The organism is Ruegeria sp. AM2 (assembly GCF_056540685.1).
The window spans coordinates 1,016,632-1,033,927 of the sequence record NZ_JBQFXE010000001.1 but is presented as its reverse complement, the minus strand read 5'-3'; the positions used below and the strand labels follow the sequence as shown (position 1 = coordinate 1,033,927).

Here is a 17,296-nt window from a genome sequence, read left to right as displayed (position 1 = left end):
CCTCAGCAGGTGTTCAGCCGTGCCAGTCAATGGTTTCGTCCAAGCTGGCCCGCTCGGTGCGGAACCCATTTGCGGGGTGGTCTTTGTCGGGATACCCGAACGAAATAGCGCACAGGATCAGGCGATCGTCCGGGATGTTAAAATACCGGTGCAAAAAAGGGCCATAGCTCGCCACTGCAGCTTGTGGGATGCTGGCCAGTCCGAGCGCCTGCGCGGCCAAGGTAAAAGCCGTGACGAACCCTCCGCAATCCATCGCGCCATAGGGGCCAAGCTCAGCAGGGCTGGATACAATCGCACAATGCGGAGCGCCAAAAAGCGCAAAGTTCTCCATCATTTGGCGTGCTGAAGCCGACCGATCCCCTTTTTCGACCCCAACCGCCTCGTACAGCGCCCATCCACAGGCGCGTCGTCTGTCCTGATAGACGCCTGAATACCCTGTCGGAAAGGGTAGGTCTGGGGAGGGCGTTCCAGTTGCGGCCTCGTGCAACAGTGCCTCTCTGAACTTGTCGGTCTCGGCGCCGCTGGTGATGGTCAGGTGCCAGGGCTGTGCGTTGCACCAGCTTGGGGCACGTCCGGCACTTGTCACGATTTGTTCGATCACGTCTCGTGGAACTTGGTCGGGCAGGAAAGCGCGGCACGAATGGCGGTCGTGCAGCAGTTGATTCAGTACATTAAGTGTCACGATCCCCCCTCTCTTGCGGCAAGATGAACAGCCGAGCGAGGTTTCGCAAGGTCCGATTGCCTATTGCTGCCCGGTCGCGGCCATGTATCCAACTGCTGCGGCGATTAGCAGGCCGATGCAGACCGCAATTGTGATCTTGATCGCGGACCAGGGGCGTTCGCCCTGCACCCGCCCGGTGCGACCATTGACCACAAAGCGATAGCTTTTGCCCCGGTACTTGTAGGCCGCCATCCAGACGGGCAGCAGGATGTGCTTGAAAGTGACATCGCGGATGTCAGTCTCGATTTTATGAATGCGCTGGCGATCACCGCCTATGTCAAACCGCACGTCACGTTCAATGACCCGAGCCATATAGGCGCGCGCTTCCTGGTGCGCGTCGTTCAGTTCCACGGTATAGGCCTCGGCCCGAAAACCAGCCAGATATTCGGGCTGATACGGCTCCAGAGCGGGCAAATCCCAAGGCTCCAGTGCGTCTGTGTAGGACTTTGGCAGGGATTGCGACGCCAGCACCAGAACGTCATCAAAAAACCGAGCCACGCGACCAGACCTAGGGGACCAGCGCACCTTGGCGACACGTTGCTGAACCCGCTTTCCGTCCCGCATGACGGTCCGCGTTTCATGATAAACCGTGCCCCTCTCACCCCGGTATGCGGATTTGGTATCCGCATCAAAGGTCCAGTACGGCACATAGATGCCCTGCATTTTCCGACCTTTGCGCGCATAGTCCTGCAGCCCGTTTGGCGCGAACCACAACCGGCCCAGCCAGTCGCTCATAGCCTTGTTGGCAGCGCGTTCGTCCAATGCAAATGGCAACACTCCGCGCGGCTTGATATGACGATTGACCCCGGTATCGGTCACAACCGGGGTCGCGCAAAACGGGCATTCCGCCGCGTGGGTATTGGGATCAAACTCGACCTGAGCGGCGCAGTTCGGACAGGTCAGAACCCGGGTTTCTTCGATTTCGGAATCGGGAAGGGCGTCGGCGACGGCAGCGTCAAAATCCAGCTCTTTCAACTGGGCACTGCCCCATGGGCCCGAACCGACTTGTTCCGTGTGCCCGCAATGGTCGCAGGTTAGGGTCCCGTTTGCCGGGTTAAACCGATAGTCAGCGCCGCATTGATCGCAGGGAAAACGGTGTTCTTCGGTCATTGGTTGACCTCGGATTTAACGCCGCCATTCCCTGGGCCGATTATCAAGCGCACAACCAATGCCGCCAAGACGCAGATCGCAATAAACTGCAAAGAGCTTTTGGCGAACAACTGCCAGCCATAGTCAGTCAAAACGCCATTCACGGAGATTGTATCAACACCGTCGCTAAAGCTGAATGTGCTCTTGGGGTTCAGTGACCTACGCCACCCTCTGAAAAGCCTGATTGCCACCCTGAGAAAAATAAGCAGACTGCCAATTCCCGCCCCCCAAATGGCGGCGCGAAAATAGCTGACCTGATGGCGCATCATGATACGCAGAAAAGGTTTGACCATCACCCAACAGAAAAAAAGCGATATTGGTAAGCCAAATAGGGCGTACCAGAAAACGAGGTACACAGAGTCCAAGTCAAGACCGCGCCGCTGCAAACTGGAAAGCAACGGAATACCAATCACGCCTGCCCACCCTAGTAGTGCTGACAGTTTCACAGCGCAGGATATGTCGCGTTTTGAGTAAGGCGCTTGCGGATTGACTTCACCCACAGCGTCACGCCCCAGGTGGCGGAGGCGGAAGGATCGTAAACAGCTGCGCCAGTTCCTGCACGTCGCCGGCCTTTTTCCAGCCATCCTGCCCTGCGGTCCAGACATGGGTGTCGCGCGTCAACTGTCCCTCGGTGGCCATGCGCCCCATTTTGGCTTTTGAAAACGGACCGCTGGTCTGACCATCTACCGCAATGTGCCAGACATGCTCAACAGGTGGGGGAGGGGGCGGTGCCGCATGCGCCGCAGGTTGCGGGGCAGCGGGGGCGGAGCCGCCCCACGGGCCGCTTGGCTGACCCGCTGCCATGTTCGACATCTGCTGCGCCATCGCCATGCCCATTCCCATGCCAAGACCCGCGCCCATACCGCCGCCTTGACCGGGATTGCTGGCCGCCGCCGTCATTGCTTCTGCCGCAGAATACTGCGTGAATTTGCCAAGATCACCCGCCAGGCCCATCGACGTGCGCTTATCCAGTGCTGCCTCGACCGCAGGCGGCAGCGAGATGTTTTCGATGTAGAACTCGGGCATCTCAAGCCCATAGCCGTCCAGCACCGGAGACACCTCGGCCGCGATCAGTTTACCCAGATCGGCGGTATTGGCGGCCATGTCCAGAACCGGAATGCCCGAACCCGCAATCACCCGGCTGAACTCCTGCACGATGATGTTGCGGATCTGAAAGCTGATCTCATCCATCGTGAACTCGCCATCCGTTCCGACGATTTCGACCAGAAACTTTGCCGGGTCCTTCACACGAACGGTATAGGTGCCAAAGGCCCGGATGCGCGTCGGCCCGAACTCGGGATCGCGCAGCATGATGGGGTTCTTGGTGCCCCATTTCAAGTCATTGAACCGGGTCGTGTTGACGAAATAAATCTCGGACTTGAACGGCGACTGGAACCCATGATCCCAATGCTGCAACGTGGTCAGGATCGGCATGTTGTTGGTTTCAAGCATGTATAGGCCGGGTGTGAACACGTCGGCCAACTGCCCTTCATGCACGAAGACCGCCGATTGTCCCTCGCGCACGGTCAGCTTTGCACCGTATTTGATCTCATGCCCTTCACGTTCGAACCGCCAGACCATGGTATCGCGCGTGTCATCCACCCAATGAATGACATCAATGAATTCTCCGGTCAAAAAATCGAAAATTCCCATTGGGCTTCTCCTGGGCTTGGGGTCAGAGCGACTGACCCATCATTTCGCGGGTTATGATACGTACAACGGGGCGGGCTTGCTCGACCGTCATGCCCGGTTTCAAACGCGGGTCATACAGTAAGGTCAGCAGCTTTTCGTCGTGGCTTGTCAGCAAGGCAAATTCGTCGTCGTCATTAAATATCGAAGGCCGTGCGGAGGGGCTGTCGTTCGGCAAACCCAGCCCTTGAGCAATCTCTTCGTGGATACAGCTGAGGCGCACCAGATCCGGCAATTCCGCTCGGATCAGGGCTACAGCCCGCACATACACATTTGGATTGGATCGGGTGGCCGAAGCAAAGACAAAACAATCGAACGAAGATCGCGGGTTGGCGATCAGATCAAGCGAGGCCTGACCAATGTTGGGAACCAACTGCCTGAGCCGCGATACGACATAGCTGGAGTCATCCTTGCCGGCGAAGAAGACGTGAAAGTTTCCATTGCGATTGACGGTCGATATCGGATGGCCGGTCAGTTTGGCCAACCGGCTGACATAGGCCGAGACCTGGGTCTTGTCTTCGGATCTGACGTCTGGCGGCACCGAGGGGGCGAATTCGGGTTGAACCCGCACCGGGCTGGTCCAGCGGCTGAGCTGCCCGTCCGTCTGGCGCGAACCGATTGAAATCGAGTGGTTGGGATACTCGCTGTAAAACGCAATTGTCTCAAAATTGCGGGCCAGATCGTCGGCCTCATAGGGTGTGTCCGGACCTCCGCCATCTATTCGAAGCAACCCGCGTGTCAGCAGATCGCGCTGAACCCGATCGTAAAACCGCGCCAGGTCCTGACTGGCTGCCGAGGCCGGAACATAAGCGTTTGCTGCGGCCTGAGGTTGCGCCGGGCGCGCCTCGGGGGCGATTGACGTCGTTAGCGCGGTCTCACATGCGGGCAAGACGAACAGCCCAAGCGCGCACAATGCCTTTCTGAATCGCCCCGCAGGGAACATCGCTCTGACCTCAACCCGGAACGGCTGTGCCGGCGTTATCGCCGGTCCCGTCCCGGCGCGCCTTGGCTGCGGCAAGGGTGTCACGCAGTTCAGTTTCCATTTTTTGCAATTCTTCTTCGGCGGCAGCGCGCTTGGCTTTGCCCTCATCGGCGATGGCCAGGCTTTCATTGATTGTGCCGATCAGGTCCGCATTGGCCTGTTTGACCGCTTCGATGTCAAACACACCGCGTTCCATTTCCTCACGGATCATCTTGTTGGACTGCCGCAGGTTGGCCGCGTTCGCGGTCAGCAATTCGTTGGTCAGATCATTGGCGTCCCGCACGGCCGTGGCGGCTTCGGCGCTGCGTTGGATTGTGACCGCCTGCGCCAACTGTGTTTCCCACAGCGGCACGGTGTTCACCAATGTCGAGTTGATCTTGGTCACCAGAGATTTGTCATTTTCCTGCACCAACCGGATTGAGGGCAGAGACTGCATTGTCACCTGCCGCGTCAGTTTCAGGTCATGGACACGGCGTTCCAGATCGTCCCGCGCGGCGCGCAGGTCACGTAATTCTTGCGCTTTCATCACCTGGCTTTCTTCCGGGGCGGCCTGAACTTCGGCCTCTTTTTCCGGGATGTCGTGACTATCAAGCTCGGTCAGCTTCTCCTCGCCCGCTGCGATATAAAGCGCCAGCTCATCATAGAAACCAAGCGTCTTTTCATACAGCAAATCCAAGGACTTGATGTCCTTGAGCAAAGTGTGTTCATGGCTCAGCAAATCGTCGGTGATCCGATCGATCTGGCCCTGCACCTCTTCGAATTGCGCCGTGAACTTGGCGAACGGAGCAGCTTTGCCCACCAGCTTTTCCCACCAGCTTCTCTCACGCCGCACGTCCAACTCACTGACCGAAAAGCCCCGGATCGTGGTCACGATATTGCGCAGGCTGTCCCCGGCCGGACCTACGTCCTTGTTGCGCACATCGGCCAGCATGGCTTGGCTGATCTCTTGCAATTCCGCTTGGGCCGAGGACCCGAAGGAAACGATCGAGTTGGTGTTGCCCATGTCAATCTCACCCATCCGCTTGCGGATTTCGGCACTGACGGGCTCGTCCGCCTCTTCCAGCGGAACGATTTCCAAAGTTGGTTCGGGAAGTGCCACGGCGGTGACTTCCTGCACCAGCGTTTCGGCCTCGACCGCCTTGTTCTTCACTTTTTCGGACATGGGGTAATCCTCGCTCAACTAGTGGCCGGTCAGTCCAACCGGACGCCTTCGCGCTGCAACCGTTCGCGCAGCACGTCAATTTCAACCGTCAGATCGCTGCGGTCATCCAAAAGCATTTTTTCCGTCCGCGCCGCGAAGTTTTGCTCAAGATCGTCGAGCAGTGCAGAATAATCGGCCAGTGCCTGCGCATCGCGGGTACGAGCATAGACGTCGGTAAATTTGACGGTCGCGTCGCGCGCGCCCTGCAGATAGACCGTCAGGTACTTTCGCGCTCCTGCCAGATCGCGCGGGTCTTCCTCGACCGTACGAAACAGATCACGGGCGGTGTCCTGAAACCGCTCGACCCGCGCCTCGACCCGCCTGTCGCCAGCGCGTTTGATGGCGTCGGTCATCGCGGACAAGTGCGTTTCGGCGTCTTCCACAACGCGCGCCACCCGGTCCTGTTGAAAGGTATCCACGCCTTCCATCCCTTTGTCCTTCATCGGGTCCAGACCAAAGGACACGGAATGCAGGACTGTGGCCGCCACACCGAACAACACCGGGGCAAGTAGGCTGGCTTGCGCGGCGGTTTCGGCATCCAGAAACTCGGTCCGGTACGAGGCCAGCGCGACCCCCAACCCGGTTACAACGCTGGCAAATACCTTGCGGGGAAACGCGGGGCGACGGGCGGTTTTCTTGGCGTTATAGGCGGCCTCGGCGCGCAACCCTTCACGCAGCAGAAACGCTGCGGCGGTCAGCAGTCCGGCGGCCACAAGACCAATGGTCATACCAATGGCGCCATCATTCAACGACAGAAATACCAGCGGAATGGCCGGCACAAACATCACATTCGCACGCGCACCTGCGGGTTCGACGCGCGCGCCATCGAACTGCCCGCGCGGTTTACCCTCGTCAGAGGACGCACCGCCCTGAGGGCTGAACTTGCCGCCATAGCGTTTGGCCATGCGTCTACAGACCCCCAAGCAATCCGGTGCAAACGCCAAACAGCAGGACCAGCAAGGCCGCATAGGCCAATTTTTGTACGCTGCTTCCCGACATCATGCCCCCGTTGGTTTCCCTCACAGAAAATTTAGGGGATGAGAGGTCTTAGCGCTAGGGGGAAGGTTGCCCAACCTGCGTCAGCGACGCGTTTTCTTGCTGATCGGCGTCCGCTTTCTGTGCGGACGTGCGGGACGTTTGGCTGGAGCGTTCGTGGGCTCAGCCGAATCCAGCCCCAGTTGATCGCGCAAAACACGGCGGCGGATCTCCTCCACCTCTCCGGGTTTGAGATTTCCCAATTGGAAGGGGCCATAAGACACGCGCAGCAGTCGGTTCACCGCATACCCGATATCTTCGATGGCTCGCCGAATCTCGCGGTTTTTGCCTTCTCGCAGGCCGATGGTCAGCCAGGCATTCGCCCCCTGTTGCCGGTCCAGAGTAACCGTCATGGGCTGAAACCGCTCGCCCTCGATCACCAAACCCTTGCGCAGGGGTTCGAAATCCTCGTCCTTTGGGCGGCCATTCACCCGCACGCGATACTTGCGCAGCCAGCCGGTTGCGGGCAGTTCCAGCTTGCGCTTGATGCCGCCATCATTGGTCAGCAACAGCAACCCTTCCGAGTTGAGGTCAAGCCGTCCGACGCTCATCACGCGGGGCATGTCTTCGGGCAATTTGTCGAAAATCGTCTCGCGGCCTTTTTCGTCACGCGCCGTCGTCACCAGACCAGAGGGTTTGTGATAGAGCCAGAGGCGAGAGGGTTCGGGCTCGGACACCGGTTTGCCATCGACGGTGATCTTGTCTTTGCCGGTGACGTTCAGCGCCGGGCTGTCGATCGCTTTGCCGTTCACGGTCACACGACCCGCTTCGATCATGCGTTCGGCCTCGCGGCGCGAAGCGACACCGGCGCGGGCCAGCACTTTGGCGATCCGGTCGCCGGGAGGGGGAGAGTTGCTCATCCCCGGGCCATAGCGCATCCGCGCGGCTTGCGAAAGGCAGGTTTCTGGGGCAGTCAGAGGCATGGCGTTCAGATCGCATATGAAACTGGCCCTGCAAGAGGCGCAGGCCGCCGCAGTCCGGGGCGAGGTACCAGTGGGTGCCGTGATTGTCGCTCCGGGTGGGCAAGTCGTGGCTTCGGCAGGCAATCGTACGCGCGAATTGAACGATCCGACGGCCCATGCCGAGATATTGGCCCTACGCGCCGCATGCGCTGAGGCCGGATCAGAACGCCTACCGGATCACGACCTTTATGTAACACTGGAGCCGTGCGCGATGTGTGCCGCCGCACTAGCCGTCGCGCGGATACGGCGTATTTATTACGGCGCGTCTGACCCCAAGTCAGGGGGTGTTGCTCATGGTGCGCGGGTATTCTCGCACCCTCAGGCCCACCACCGTCCCGAAGTATATGATGGCATTGCCGCTGATGAGGCCGCCGAAATGCTGCGCGCCTTTTTCGCCGCGCAACGCGGGTAGGTCAGGCCGCTTTCACCACCATCTCACGCGGAATATTTGCAAGGGGCGCACCGCCGTTTGACGTGACGACGAAACTCTCGGTGATGGCCAGACCCCAATCAGGCGTCCACAGGCCGGGCATCAGGTGAAAGGTCATGTTTTCTTGCAGGATCGTCTTGTCGCCAGGGCGCAGACTCATGGTCCGTTCGCCCCAATCGGGCGGGTAACTCAGACCAATCGGATACCCAGTGCGATTGGCTTTGACATAGCCCGCTTTTGCAAAGCTGTCATAGACACATTGCGCCACATCTTCGCAGGTGGTGCCCGGGCGCGCTGCAGTCAGGGCATCATCGATGGCCGTCAGCACAGCCGCTTCGGCACGGCGAATATCGGCGGGCGGGTCGCCTAGGAACAGAGTGCGGCTCGCCGGGCAATGGTAACGCCTGAAGCAACCGGAGATTTCGAAATAGGTGGCCTCGCCGCGTGTCAAGGGCCGGTCATTCCAGGTGATATGCGAGGCCGACGCCTCGGTCCCCGAGGGCGCGATAGGAACAATCGCCGGGTAGTCTCCGGGCAGGTCCGGCAGGCCCGCCACGCCGGCTGCCTGCACTTCGGCCACCAGTTGATTCTTTGGAACGCCCTCGCGAAAAGCAGAGCGCAAAACCGAATGCATATGAGCCGTCAGCCGACCAGCCTTGTGCATCATGGTTATCTCGGTGTCGCTCTTGATGGCACGTTGCCAGTTTACCAAACCGGTTGCATCGACCAGCGCCTCGGTCCCGAAAGCGCGTTCAAGAATGCGATGACTGGCGGCTGAATAGTAGTAGTTGTCCATCTCGACGCCCAAATCTGACGTCCATCCCCGCGCGCGCAGCAATTCGACCAGAGACTCGACGGGGTGGTGGTCGGGATGCTGAACATGTTCCTCGGGCCAGTCATGCAGATCGGAGGTGTTCAACCAAGTGGTCTGCGCAGCCCCGGCCTTGTCCTGCGTGCGACCCCACCAAAGGGGCGACCCGTTGGTGGGCAGGATCACCATTTGCGGAACGTAGAAGCTCCAGCCGTCATAGCCGGTCAGCCACGCCATATTAGATGGATCGGTGATCAGCAGCGTGTTGATCCCGCGCTGATCCATTTCCGCTCGGGTTTTTGCGATACGTGCCGCGTATTCCTGCGCGGTGAAATCGGATGCAGGCATCAGAGTTTGATTGCCTGCATGACTTCGGGCTCGATCACGTCAACACCGGGCAAGGCGTCTACCATTGCCTGAGCAGATTGTTCCAGTATCGGGAAGGTCTGAAAGTGGCAGGGGATGACGGTTTTGAAGTCAAAGTACCGCTTGGCCGCATAGGCCGCGCCTTTCATGTCCATGGTAAAGTGACCACCGGCAGACAAAATCCCGATATCGGGTTTGTAGTAATCGCCCATCCATTCCATATCGGCCATGATGTCGGTATCGCCAGACAGGTAAAGCATCCGCCCCTCTGCCGCGATCATATAGCCAACCTCGGTCCCACCGGTTCGCAGCCCATCGGGTGTTGAAAAGGTCGAGCTATGGGACGCAGGCACCATCGACACTTTGACGCCGTTCAGGTTTACTGTTCCGCCCTTGTTAAAGCCGACAGTCTCGATCCCTTCGGCCTCGGCCCAATAGCCCATCAGGTCATATTGTCCGACAACCGGCACCTTGAGGTGTTTGGCCAGCGGCAGGACGTCGACCACATGGTCGAAATGGGTGTGGGTCAAAAGGATATGCGTGGCCCCTTCAACGGCTTCGTCATGCTTGTCTTCGGGCAACACAGGGTTGCCGGTCAGCCAGGGATCGATCAGCAGAACTTGCCCTGCGGTTTCGATCCGAAAGCTTCCGTGACCCAGCCATATGATATTCATGAACATTCCCTCCCAAAAAACGCTTGGAGCCAGCCTAGCATCCGCTATGTAAAAATCTATGGACTGGACCAGAGAAATTGATGGCTATTGTGAACGGCTCTCGCCCGCGTATTGGGCCGAGCCGATCAACGCGGTAACCAACGCCGCATTCCTGATTGCAGCCTTCATCATGTGGCGGCGCGTGCGCGGACAGGCGATGCCGCTGGCCAACCTTCTGGTGGTCGTGCTGGCGCTGATCGGGGTCGGCAGCTACTTGTTCCACACCCATGCGCAGGTTTGGGCCGCAATGGCGGATACAACACCGATATTGGCCTATATCCTGATCTACATATTCGCGATCAACCGCGACGTCTGGCGGATGCGGCCTGGGTACGCGTTTTTTGGAACCGTTTTGTTCATTCCCTACGCGGCGGCCACGGTCCCGCTGTTCCAACTGGTCCCTGGGCTTGGCGGTTCATCGGCCTACGCGCCTGTACCGTTGCTGATTCTGATCTACGCATTTCTTCTGCGGCAGCGAGAGCCGGAATTGGCCCGCGGTTTGGCCATCGGCGCCTTTGTCCTGATTGCATCCATTACCTTTCGGGCGACGGACATTCCGCTATGCGGCCAGCTACCGTTGGGCACGCATTTCATGTGGCACATTCTGAACGCAATCATGCTGGGCTGGATGATCGAGGTTTATCGGCGGCACATGGCCCGCAGTGATCAATCCCTGAACGCGGCGGCCCAGTGATCGGGCAGATCGAACTCTGACAAAACCCGCGCACGGCCTTCGGGCGACATCTTGCGCGCGGTCTTTTCGACGATGCTCTGGATCTTTTCGGCTGAATGCTTGGCGGCAAAGGGTTCAAAATACCATTTGAGGAAGACGAAACAGATCACGTCTTCCAACGCCTGCACCTCTTCATCCCGCTTGATGCCCTGCTTGCGCAGCATACGTTCTGCGGCATCTAAAGCGTCGGCCCCATATTCGGCCTGTTCCATCAGTCCGCGCACGACCTCGGCGTGGTAAACGCCTTGGGCCTTCCGCCAAGCCAGATAACCGGCCCGCCCTTCAGGGTATTCCGTACGCTTAAGCTTCCACCGTTCCACGTGCTGTCCGCGCGCCGCGATTTGCAACGCGTCCGAGGCATTTGGAAACAGGCGGTCCAACTCGGAACTCATCCGTTGGCCATACAGCAAGGCAGCGGGCTGACCGTCTTCCATGTTGGGGTCTTGGGTGTTGGCCGCATCAATTGCGTCCAGAACTGCTTGCTTGCGCGCGTCCATCGTCTGCTCCGTCATTTTGCCGATTGGGCTGGCTTGGTCTTTCAGAGCTATCGTAACGAGTCGCCTTATGCGCGGCAATCAATTGAAAATTCCGGGTCGGGAGAGGAGTGCCCGACCCGGACGCAGGGTCGGGGGGTCATTTGCCCTGCTGTGTTCTGTCCTTTGTGACCGGTTCTGCGACCGGCTCGGGGAAGCTCAGGTCGCGTACCAGGTTGTCCATAGTGGATCCAAATGCCTGGGCTTGGGCCGCAAAGACAGTAGAGGCCAATACAAGGGTTGTCATGAACGTTTTCATAGTCTTAACTCCGGTTTTGGCTGTGCCGTAGTTATGAAGTGAACAGTTCAGTTCATTTTTTCAAGGGGCAAAGTGAACTATTCAGTTTATTTTTTTCATGACGGATATGTAGAAATGCATGGTGTCCCCTGATCTTCTGTCACAAATCGTGGCGCGGACCGCTCGCCGATGGCCTTGCGAGAGCTGCGCCAGACGGGTAAACGCCCCCTAACGCACAAGAGGTTTTCCGATGTCGATTGACCAAAGCACCGCCGCCAAGGTGGCCAAACTGGCCCGGATCAAGGTCGAGGATGACGCGCTGCCCGCGCTGGCATCCGAATTCAACACCATCCTTGGGTTCATCGAGCAACTGAACGAGGTCGATGTCGAAGGTGTCGAGCCGATGGTCTCGGTCGAGCCGATGCGCCTGAAACGTCGTCAGGACGTGGTCACAGACGGAAGTCAGCAGGACAAGGTTCTGGCCAACGCCCCCGACGCGCGCGAGGGCTTTTTCGCAGTCCCCAAAGTGGTGGAGTAAGACATGAGCGATCTGAACAAACTGGGCCTGGCCGAGGCCCGCGATGCGCTGCGCAAGGGTGACGTAACCTCGGTCGAACTGACCGAATCCTGCCTGAAGGCAATTGACGACGCCGACGCGCTGAACGCCTTTGTCCACAAAACACCCGAGATCGCGCTGGAACGCGCCAAGGCGGCGGATGAGCGGATCAAGGGCGGCGACGCGCCTGCCATGTGCGGTCTGCCGATCGGTATCAAGGACCTGTTCTGCACCAAGGGCGTGCCCTCGCAGGCGGCATCCAAAATTCTGGAGGGCTTCAAGCCCGAATACGAATCCACTGTGTCTCAGCAACTGGCTGACGCAGGCGCTGTCATGCTGGGCAAGCTGAACATGGACGAATTCGCCATGGGTTCGTCCAACGAAACCTCGGTCTATGGCAACGCGGTCAGCCCGTGGCGTCGCGGCAATGACGACGCGCAGTTGACACCGGGCGGCTCGTCGGGTGGTTCGGCCTCGGCTGTGGCAGCGGATCTGTGTCTGGCCGCGACCGGCACCGATACCGGCGGGTCCATCCGCCAGCCTGCCGCGTTTGTCGGCATCACCGGGATCAAACCGACCTACGGGCGCAGCTCGCGTTGGGGTATCGTGGCCTTTGCGTCTTCGCTGGATCAGGCCGGGCCGATGACCAAGAACGTGCGCGACGCGGCGATCATGCTGGAAACCATGTGCGGCCACGACCCGAAGGATTCCACCAGCGCCGAACTGGCCGTCCCGAACTTTGAGGCGATGCTGACCGGCGACATCAAGGGCAAGAAAATCGGTATCCCCAAAGAATACCGCATGGACGGCATGCCCGCCGAGATTGAAAAGCTCTGGTCCGATGGCGCGGATATGCTGAAAGATGCAGGCGCTGAGATTGTCGATATCTCGCTGCCGCACACCAAATACGCGCTGCCTGCCTACTATGTGATTGCGCCCGCCGAGGCGTCCTCGAACCTCGCCCGCTATGACGGTGTGCGCTATGGCCGCCGCGCGCAACTGGCGCAGGGTGATGGCATCACCGAGATGTACGAAAAAACCCGCGCCGAAGGGTTCGGCCACGAGGTCCAGCGCCGCGTGATGATCGGCACCTATGTGTTGTCCGCTGGCTTTTACGACGCCTATTACAACCGTGCCCGCCGCGTCCGGACACTGATCAAGAAAGACTTCGAAGATGTCTTCGCCGCAGGCGTCGATGCGATCCTGACCCCGGCCACCCCATCGGCCTCCTTCGGTCTGGGTGAGATGACCGAGGCTGACCCGGTCCAAATGTACCTCAACGATGTGTTCACCGTGACCGTGAATCTGGCGGGCCTTCCGGGTATTTCCGTTCCCGCCGGTCTGGACAAGCAAGGTCTGCCGCTGGGTCTGCAATTGATCGGTCGTCCCTGGGAAGAGGGCGATCTGCTAAACACCGCGTATGCGCTCGAGAATGCAGCTGGCTTTGTGGCCAAGCCGGGCAAATGGTGGTAACCCTCAAGTCAGGCAAGACATCGAAGAACGGAGCAGCCCCATGCGCAAATTGCTTCTGATAACCGCCTTTGGCGCGGTCGCGGCCTGTGACACCGTCGCGCCGGTCGAAGGCACCGGATTCAACACGCCGCAATATCAGGCGCAACGCGAGGCACAACTGGCGGGGCAGGGCTATGGCGGCAATCCGTTCGAACCGCCGCAACCGGTTTCGGAACTGCCCTTGACTGCTGCCGGAGACAGCGCAGACATCGCCAATCAGACTGCGGCAGCACTGGCCAGCACGTCCAGCCAACCCGCGCCAGCAGTGCCTGGGCCAAACAACACCGCGATTTCGGATGAACAGGATTTTGCGGCCGTCTCCAACCGGCGCAGCATCGAATCCGATGCCGCCCGGATCGAGCAAAACCGCCAAACCTACGAAGTGGTCGCCCCCACGGCGGTTCCCCAGCGTGGCAGTGACGGTCAACCCAATATTGTTCAATACGCGCTCAGCACCTCGAACCCGGTTGGTACGCAGCTTTATAGCCGTGCGGGTTTCAACCTACAGGCCAAGGCCGAGCGCAACTGCGCCCGCTTCCCCTCGCCGGATCAGGCCCAGATCGATTTTCTGTCCTCCGGGGGACCGCAGCGCGACCGCAAAGGCCTTGATCCAGATGGCGACGGCTACGCCTGTGGCTGGGACCCATCCCCGTTCCGTAGTGCCGTCAACAACTGACTTTACACCGATCTGGCGTCCATCGCCCAATTTCGGCCCCCGCCGGGATGGGCTGACGCCTTCGCTGATCGTTCTGCACTACACGGCAATGAACAGCGCCGAGGCTGCTCTCCAACGGCTCTGCGACCCTGTGCACGAAGTTTCGGCCCACTACCTGATCGGCGCAGATGGTACGCTTTGGCAAATGGTGCGCGAAGAAGACCGCGCCTGGCATGCCGGGGCGGGGGAGTGGAATGGTCAAGGCGACATCAACTCGCGATCGATTGGGATCGAACTGGACAATCGCGGGGATCACCCTTTTGCGGCGCCGCAGATCTCTGCGCTTGAGGCCATTCTGCCCGGCATTATGCAGCGATGGAAAATCCCGCCATACGGTGTTATCGGCCATTCCGACATGGCCCCCGGCCGAAAAAGTGACCCCGGTCCCCGCTTCGACTGGCAGAGGCTTGAGCGCCAGGGCTTCGCATCCCCACGCGGCCAAAACGATGTGCCCGACAATACAACATTGCGCACATTGGCCCGCAAATTCGGCTATACTGCCGTCACGGACGAGGAAGTTCTGCTTGCCGCCATCCGCCTCAGATTCCGCCCATGGGCGCGCGGCCCGTTGCAGGCTGCTGACCTTTCAGCATTGACCGACCCGTCGAACAATAACTGATCCCTCCTTCATCTGGCCAAAAATATCCCGGGGATGAATTGGCCGAAGGCCAAGAAGGGGCTGGCTCCTTCAGTCTCTGTGCCCCTTGACGCGGATGGGGCTTAGGCATACCCACACCCCGCGCGGAGGGCCGGATGGCCGCTGAGGTGCAAGCCTCAGAGGAAAGTCCGGACTCCACAAGGCAACGGTGCCGGGTAACGCCCGGGCGGGGCAACCCGACGGAAAGCGCCACAGAAATCAGACCGCCTTGGGCTTCGGTCCGTGGTAAGGGTGAAACGGTGGGGTAAGAGCCCACCGCGCTGCTGGCAACAGCGGCGGCAGGGCAAGCCCCACCGGGAGCAATGCCAAATAGGGTCCCCGCGCGGGTCGGTCGGCGCAGGTCGATACCACCGCTAGGCGCGTCTTGGCCAAGAGGGACCGGGTTGGCAGCTTGAGCCGCGCAGCAATGCGCGGCCCAGAGGAATGGTCATCGAAGGGGGTAACCCCGGAACAGGATCCGGCTTACAGGCCCTCCGCGCACGCACTATTCAACGGCCTGGTGGCGTATAGGCTCCGGCCAATTTGGCTGCCTTTTTCTGGATTGCCACAAAGTCCTTGGCTTTCCAGGCCCGGACCGTTTCGACCTTCGAAACCGCGCCTGAGGCCGCAACAGCCATCCCGATCGCCACCGCATCGGTGCCGTCGGGAACTTCGGTTATGACGACAGCATCATTGTCACCCGTGGTCACGTAGAACGCCAAAAGCTTGCCGCCGACTTTCTTCAAAAGGGCCCGCACGGGACCTGTACGGTCTCCGGGCTTTTTCAGCATCCCTTTGACGGCGTCCTGTGAATAAGATGCATAGGTGATGAAAACAGGCATGGTTATCTCCTTTGAACTCAAGTCACGCGGAACCCTTCATTCGACCGGCTCCTTGGTCGTTTCGCGCGCATCAGCGCAAAAAACAGAGGTTGCGACCGCAAACGCGCCCGAATCCAGTTGATCATGTGAGTGGTGTAGATGGCGATTGGTGGAGTCAGCCAACAAGCCGTCCTACCGGCCAGAATTCCTTGAATTCGGTGAACGGTATCACAAACTCGTGAACTCACCAAACACAGACCTGACCGCGCAACTACTGAATTGTTCCCTGAGCCGGTCGAATCCGGTTGACTCGGGCGGGCGAGCAGGTAAAAGCGCACGCTCATAAGGATTCAACCGAAAGGCCCCTGCCTTTTCGGACGCAGGAGATAACCATGGCGAAGCCGACGACAATCAAGATCCGTCTGAACTCGACCGCGGGCACGGGCCACTTCTACGTGACCAAAAAGAACGCGCGCACCATGACCGAGAAGATGACCGTTCGTAAATACGACCCGGTTGCTCGGAAACATGTCGAGTACAAAGAAGGCAAGATCAAGTAATCAGCCTTCGGACGCGAACAGCCAAAGGGACCTTGCCGCAGCAAGGTCCTTTTTTTGTGCGCCGGTTGAAATCGACACATGCTTGCGCCGTTGGAGCCCAATTTGGAGTTCAAAGGCGTTGCAGGGGCGCATCAGCAAAATAGGCATTCGAATTGCAGGCGGCTTGCTTTTTCGCGGCTCGTACCGCTACGCTTGAGCTAACCGTTCCAAAATGTTGACCGCCATGAAAAAAATCTTGTTGCCCGCTCTTGCAATTCTGACGCTGTCGGCTTGCGAGGACCCCTTTAACCGCGAAGGTATCGGTTTTACCGGAATCGACGGTGAACCGAAATCAGTTTCGGAAAAGCAAGGCGTCGCCTCGGAACTGCCTCCGGCGACGAATATCCCGGAAGAACTGGCCGCGATTCCCACCGTACAAGTGGTGTCCGAACAGTCCGAGATCTCGAAAGTCGCGGAAGTGGCTATCGAGAATGGCGGCCGCACGGACACCAGCGCCGTTGTCTTGACCGGGAAAAGCGCAAACCTGCTGCTCAGCACGGTCAGTGTGAATGGCACATTGTTCGGAGTTCTCCGCACGATTGAGGGCGAACCAAAGATCGACAATTCGGTTGGCGCGGCTTTCGGGCGCAGGGCTGAACAGTTCACAGGATGCCTGCCCGCGGGCGATGTTTATCGCAAAGGGTCGTCCAAACGCAGCTCTGGGTTTGCGGTGCCTTTGAATTGTAGCTGATAGCGCGACATCCGCCTGCACGAACAACACCCGCCGTTTTGGTGACCCATTCCGCGCGGCGAAATAATGAGGCCCCGAAGCAGGATGCTCTGGGGCCGGTCTTGTCGGAAGGGTTTCGATGCGATCTGTTCGATTCCTTCACGACAATTTCACAAAACGCCCACCCGTAGATCGGGGGCGAAGTAGCACACGCCCCCGACCC

21 protein-coding genes and 1 other RNA gene are annotated in these 17,296 nt (G+C 59.3%); 9 read left to right on the top strand and 13 right to left on the bottom strand.

What is annotated here, in order from left to right; genetic code table 11:
- Positions 1-13: 13 nt before the first annotated feature.
- The 8 genes from ACR0CR_RS05175 to ACR0CR_RS05140 form a co-directional block, all read right to left on the bottom strand.
- The gene (locus ACR0CR_RS05175) at positions 14-682 is read right to left on the bottom strand and encodes a nitroreductase (RefSeq protein WP_480597353.1); all 669 of its coding nucleotides are present in this window, start codon (positions 680-682) and stop codon (positions 14-16) included.
- A 60-nt stretch (positions 683-742) separates the two neighbouring features.
- Entirely contained in the window at positions 743-1,831 is a 1,089-nt protein-coding gene (locus tag ACR0CR_RS05170; RefSeq protein WP_480597351.1) for a TFIIB-type zinc finger domain-containing protein, read from the bottom strand.
- Positions 1,828-2,283 carry a hypothetical protein gene (locus tag ACR0CR_RS05165; RefSeq protein WP_480597349.1) on the bottom strand — a complete coding sequence of 152 codons (456 nt, stop codon included), beginning with the start codon at positions 2,281-2,283 and terminating at the stop codon, positions 1,828-1,830. The genes ACR0CR_RS05170 and ACR0CR_RS05165 overlap by 4 nt, the downstream gene beginning before the upstream one ends.
- Positions 2,284-2,374: 91 nt before the next feature.
- The gene (locus ACR0CR_RS05160) at positions 2,375-3,523 is read right to left on the bottom strand and encodes an SPFH domain-containing protein (RefSeq protein WP_480597348.1); all 1,149 of its coding nucleotides are present in this window, start codon (positions 3,521-3,523) and stop codon (positions 2,375-2,377) included.
- Positions 3,524-3,545: 22 nt separating this feature from the next.
- The gene (locus ACR0CR_RS05155; RefSeq protein ID WP_480597347.1) at positions 3,546-4,502 is read right to left on the bottom strand and encodes a DUF2927 domain-containing protein; all 957 of its coding nucleotides are present in this window, start codon (positions 4,500-4,502) and stop codon (positions 3,546-3,548) included.
- A gap of 10 nt (positions 4,503-4,512) precedes the next feature.
- A complete protein-coding gene (locus ACR0CR_RS05150) occupies positions 4,513-5,703 on the bottom strand; it encodes a toxic anion resistance protein (RefSeq protein WP_480597345.1) in 1,191 nt (396 codons plus the stop codon).
- Positions 5,704-5,732: 29 nt separating this feature from the next.
- Complete coding sequence (locus ACR0CR_RS05145; RefSeq protein ID WP_480597343.1) at positions 5,733-6,647, bottom strand: 5-bromo-4-chloroindolyl phosphate hydrolysis family protein; 915 nt, start codon at positions 6,645-6,647, stop codon at positions 5,733-5,735.
- 174 nt (positions 6,648-6,821) lie between these two features.
- Positions 6,822-7,700 (bottom strand): pseudouridine synthase, encoded by an 879-nt coding sequence (locus tag ACR0CR_RS05140; protein WP_480597342.1) that lies wholly within the window; start codon positions 7,698-7,700, stop codon positions 6,822-6,824.
- On the opposite strand from ACR0CR_RS05140, the gene ACR0CR_RS05135 reads away from it, so the two are divergent.
- A complete protein-coding gene (locus ACR0CR_RS05135) occupies positions 7,699-8,151 on the top strand; it encodes a nucleoside deaminase (protein WP_480597340.1) in 453 nt (150 codons plus the stop codon). The two genes, ACR0CR_RS05140 and ACR0CR_RS05135, sit on opposite strands and share 2 nt — an antisense overlap.
- Before the next feature lies 1 nt (position 8,152).
- Here the strand turns inward: ACR0CR_RS05135 and ACR0CR_RS05130 are convergent, their stop codons facing one another.
- Together ACR0CR_RS05130 and ACR0CR_RS05125 are read right to left on the bottom strand one after the other, a co-directional pair.
- Complete coding sequence (locus ACR0CR_RS05130) at positions 8,153-9,328, bottom strand: M24 family metallopeptidase (RefSeq protein WP_480597338.1); 1,176 nt, start codon at positions 9,326-9,328, stop codon at positions 8,153-8,155.
- The gene (locus ACR0CR_RS05125; RefSeq protein ID WP_480597337.1) at positions 9,328-10,020 is read right to left on the bottom strand and encodes a metal-dependent hydrolase; all 693 of its coding nucleotides are present in this window, start codon (positions 10,018-10,020) and stop codon (positions 9,328-9,330) included. Before ACR0CR_RS05125 ends, ACR0CR_RS05130 begins: the two co-directional genes overlap by 1 nt.
- 58 nt (positions 10,021-10,078) lie before the next feature.
- Here ACR0CR_RS05125 and ACR0CR_RS05120 point away from each other — a divergent pair, with 58 nt between their 5' ends.
- Positions 10,079-10,753 carry a ceramidase domain-containing protein gene (locus ACR0CR_RS05120; RefSeq protein WP_480597335.1) on the top strand — a complete coding sequence of 225 codons (675 nt, stop codon included), beginning with the start codon at positions 10,079-10,081 and terminating at the stop codon, positions 10,751-10,753.
- On the opposite strand, the gene ACR0CR_RS05115 is transcribed toward ACR0CR_RS05120, so the two are convergent.
- Positions 10,726-11,289, bottom strand: a complete 564-nt coding sequence (locus tag ACR0CR_RS05115; RefSeq protein ID WP_170655759.1) for a DUF4202 domain-containing protein — start codon at positions 11,287-11,289, stop codon at positions 10,726-10,728. The genes ACR0CR_RS05120 and ACR0CR_RS05115 overlap by 28 nt on opposite strands.
- 136 nt (positions 11,290-11,425) lie before the next feature.
- Positions 11,426-11,572 (bottom strand): hypothetical protein, encoded by a 147-nt coding sequence (locus ACR0CR_RS05110; protein WP_480597333.1) that lies wholly within the window; start codon positions 11,570-11,572, stop codon positions 11,426-11,428.
- 241 nt (positions 11,573-11,813) lie between these two features.
- Between ACR0CR_RS05110 and gatC the strand changes: the two genes are divergently transcribed.
- The 5 genes from gatC to rnpB all read left to right on the top strand — a co-directional run bounded on the left by gatC (position 11,814) and on the right by rnpB (position 15,485).
- Entirely contained in the window at positions 11,814-12,101 is a 288-nt protein-coding gene (gatC, locus tag ACR0CR_RS05105) for an Asp-tRNA(Asn)/Glu-tRNA(Gln) amidotransferase subunit GatC (protein WP_170454967.1), read from the top strand.
- A 3-nt stretch (positions 12,102-12,104) separates the two neighbouring features.
- On the top strand, positions 12,105-13,592 hold the full coding sequence (gene gatA, locus ACR0CR_RS05100) for an Asp-tRNA(Asn)/Glu-tRNA(Gln) amidotransferase subunit GatA (protein WP_480597331.1): 1,488 nt from the start codon (positions 12,105-12,107) through the stop codon (positions 13,590-13,592).
- Positions 13,593-13,632: 40 nt separating this feature from the next.
- On the top strand, positions 13,633-14,307 hold the full coding sequence (locus tag ACR0CR_RS05095) for a hypothetical protein (RefSeq protein WP_480597329.1): 675 nt from the start codon (positions 13,633-13,635) through the stop codon (positions 14,305-14,307).
- Positions 14,264-14,965, top strand: coding sequence for an N-acetylmuramoyl-L-alanine amidase (locus ACR0CR_RS05090; RefSeq protein ID WP_480597328.1), 702 nt, complete (start codon positions 14,264-14,266; stop codon positions 14,963-14,965). The genes ACR0CR_RS05095 and ACR0CR_RS05090 overlap by 44 nt, the downstream gene beginning before the upstream one ends.
- A gap of 122 nt (positions 14,966-15,087) precedes the next feature.
- Positions 15,088-15,485: RNase P RNA component class A (gene rnpB / locus ACR0CR_RS05085), an RNA gene on the top strand.
- 7 nt (positions 15,486-15,492) lie between these two features.
- Here rnpB and ACR0CR_RS05080 read toward each other — a convergent pair.
- On the bottom strand, positions 15,493-15,825 hold the full coding sequence (locus tag ACR0CR_RS05080) for a GYD domain-containing protein (protein ID WP_170655751.1): 333 nt from the start codon (positions 15,823-15,825) through the stop codon (positions 15,493-15,495).
- Between the two features lie 371 nt (positions 15,826-16,196).
- Between ACR0CR_RS05080 and rpmG the strand changes: the two genes are divergently transcribed.
- Together rpmG and ACR0CR_RS05070 are read left to right on the top strand one after the other, a co-directional pair.
- A complete protein-coding gene (rpmG, locus tag ACR0CR_RS05075) occupies positions 16,197-16,364 on the top strand; it encodes a 50S ribosomal protein L33 (RefSeq protein ID WP_005630270.1) in 168 nt (55 codons plus the stop codon).
- Between the two features lie 223 nt (positions 16,365-16,587).
- On the top strand, positions 16,588-17,094 hold the full coding sequence (locus tag ACR0CR_RS05070) for a hypothetical protein (protein ID WP_480597326.1): 507 nt from the start codon (positions 16,588-16,590) through the stop codon (positions 17,092-17,094).
- Positions 17,095-17,296: the final 202 nt, after the last annotated feature.

Bases quoted from the DNA above. Each gene is read 5' to 3' on its own strand.
- gatA (WP_480597331.1), top strand. From the start codon at position 12,105: ATGAGCGATCTGAACAAACTGGGCCTGGCCGAGGCCCGCGATGCGCTG.
- ACR0CR_RS05115 (WP_170655759.1), bottom strand. From the start codon at position 11,289: ATGGACGCGCGCAAGCAAGCAGTTCTGGACGCAATTGATGCGGCCAAC.
- ACR0CR_RS05125 (WP_480597337.1), bottom strand. From the start codon at position 10,020: ATGAATATCATATGGCTGGGTCACGGAAGCTTTCGGATCGAAACCGCA.
- ACR0CR_RS05110 (WP_480597333.1), bottom strand. From the start codon at position 11,572: ATGACAACCCTTGTATTGGCCTCTACTGTCTTTGCGGCCCAAGCCCAG.
- ACR0CR_RS05145 (WP_480597343.1), bottom strand. From the start codon at position 6,647: ATGGCCAAACGCTATGGCGGCAAGTTCAGCCCTCAGGGCGGTGCGTCC.
- ACR0CR_RS05150 (WP_480597345.1), bottom strand. From the start codon at position 5,703: ATGTCCGAAAAAGTGAAGAACAAGGCGGTCGAGGCCGAAACGCTGGTG.
- ACR0CR_RS05095 (WP_480597329.1), top strand. From the start codon at position 13,633: ATGCGCAAATTGCTTCTGATAACCGCCTTTGGCGCGGTCGCGGCCTGT.
- rpmG (WP_005630270.1), top strand. From the start codon at position 16,197: ATGGCGAAGCCGACGACAATCAAGATCCGTCTGAACTCGACCGCGGGC.
- ACR0CR_RS05130 (WP_480597338.1), bottom strand. From the start codon at position 9,328: ATGCCTGCATCCGATTTCACCGCGCAGGAATACGCGGCACGTATCGCA.
- ACR0CR_RS05140 (WP_480597342.1), bottom strand. From the start codon at position 7,700: ATGCCTCTGACTGCCCCAGAAACCTGCCTTTCGCAAGCCGCGCGGATG.
- ACR0CR_RS05170 (WP_480597351.1), bottom strand. From the start codon at position 1,831: ATGACCGAAGAACACCGTTTTCCCTGCGATCAATGCGGCGCTGACTAT.
- ACR0CR_RS05080 (WP_170655751.1), bottom strand. From the start codon at position 15,825: ATGCCTGTTTTCATCACCTATGCATCTTATTCACAGGACGCCGTCAAA.
- ACR0CR_RS05160 (WP_480597348.1), bottom strand. From the start codon at position 3,523: ATGGGAATTTTCGATTTTTTGACCGGAGAATTCATTGATGTCATTCAT.
- ACR0CR_RS05135 (WP_480597340.1), top strand. From the start codon at position 7,699: ATGGCGTTCAGATCGCATATGAAACTGGCCCTGCAAGAGGCGCAGGCC.
- ACR0CR_RS05120 (WP_480597335.1), top strand. From the start codon at position 10,079: ATGGACTGGACCAGAGAAATTGATGGCTATTGTGAACGGCTCTCGCCC.
- ACR0CR_RS05155 (WP_480597347.1), bottom strand. From the start codon at position 4,502: ATGTTCCCTGCGGGGCGATTCAGAAAGGCATTGTGCGCGCTTGGGCTG.
- ACR0CR_RS05070 (WP_480597326.1), top strand. From the start codon at position 16,588: ATGAAAAAAATCTTGTTGCCCGCTCTTGCAATTCTGACGCTGTCGGCT.
- gatC (WP_170454967.1), top strand. From the start codon at position 11,814: ATGTCGATTGACCAAAGCACCGCCGCCAAGGTGGCCAAACTGGCCCGG.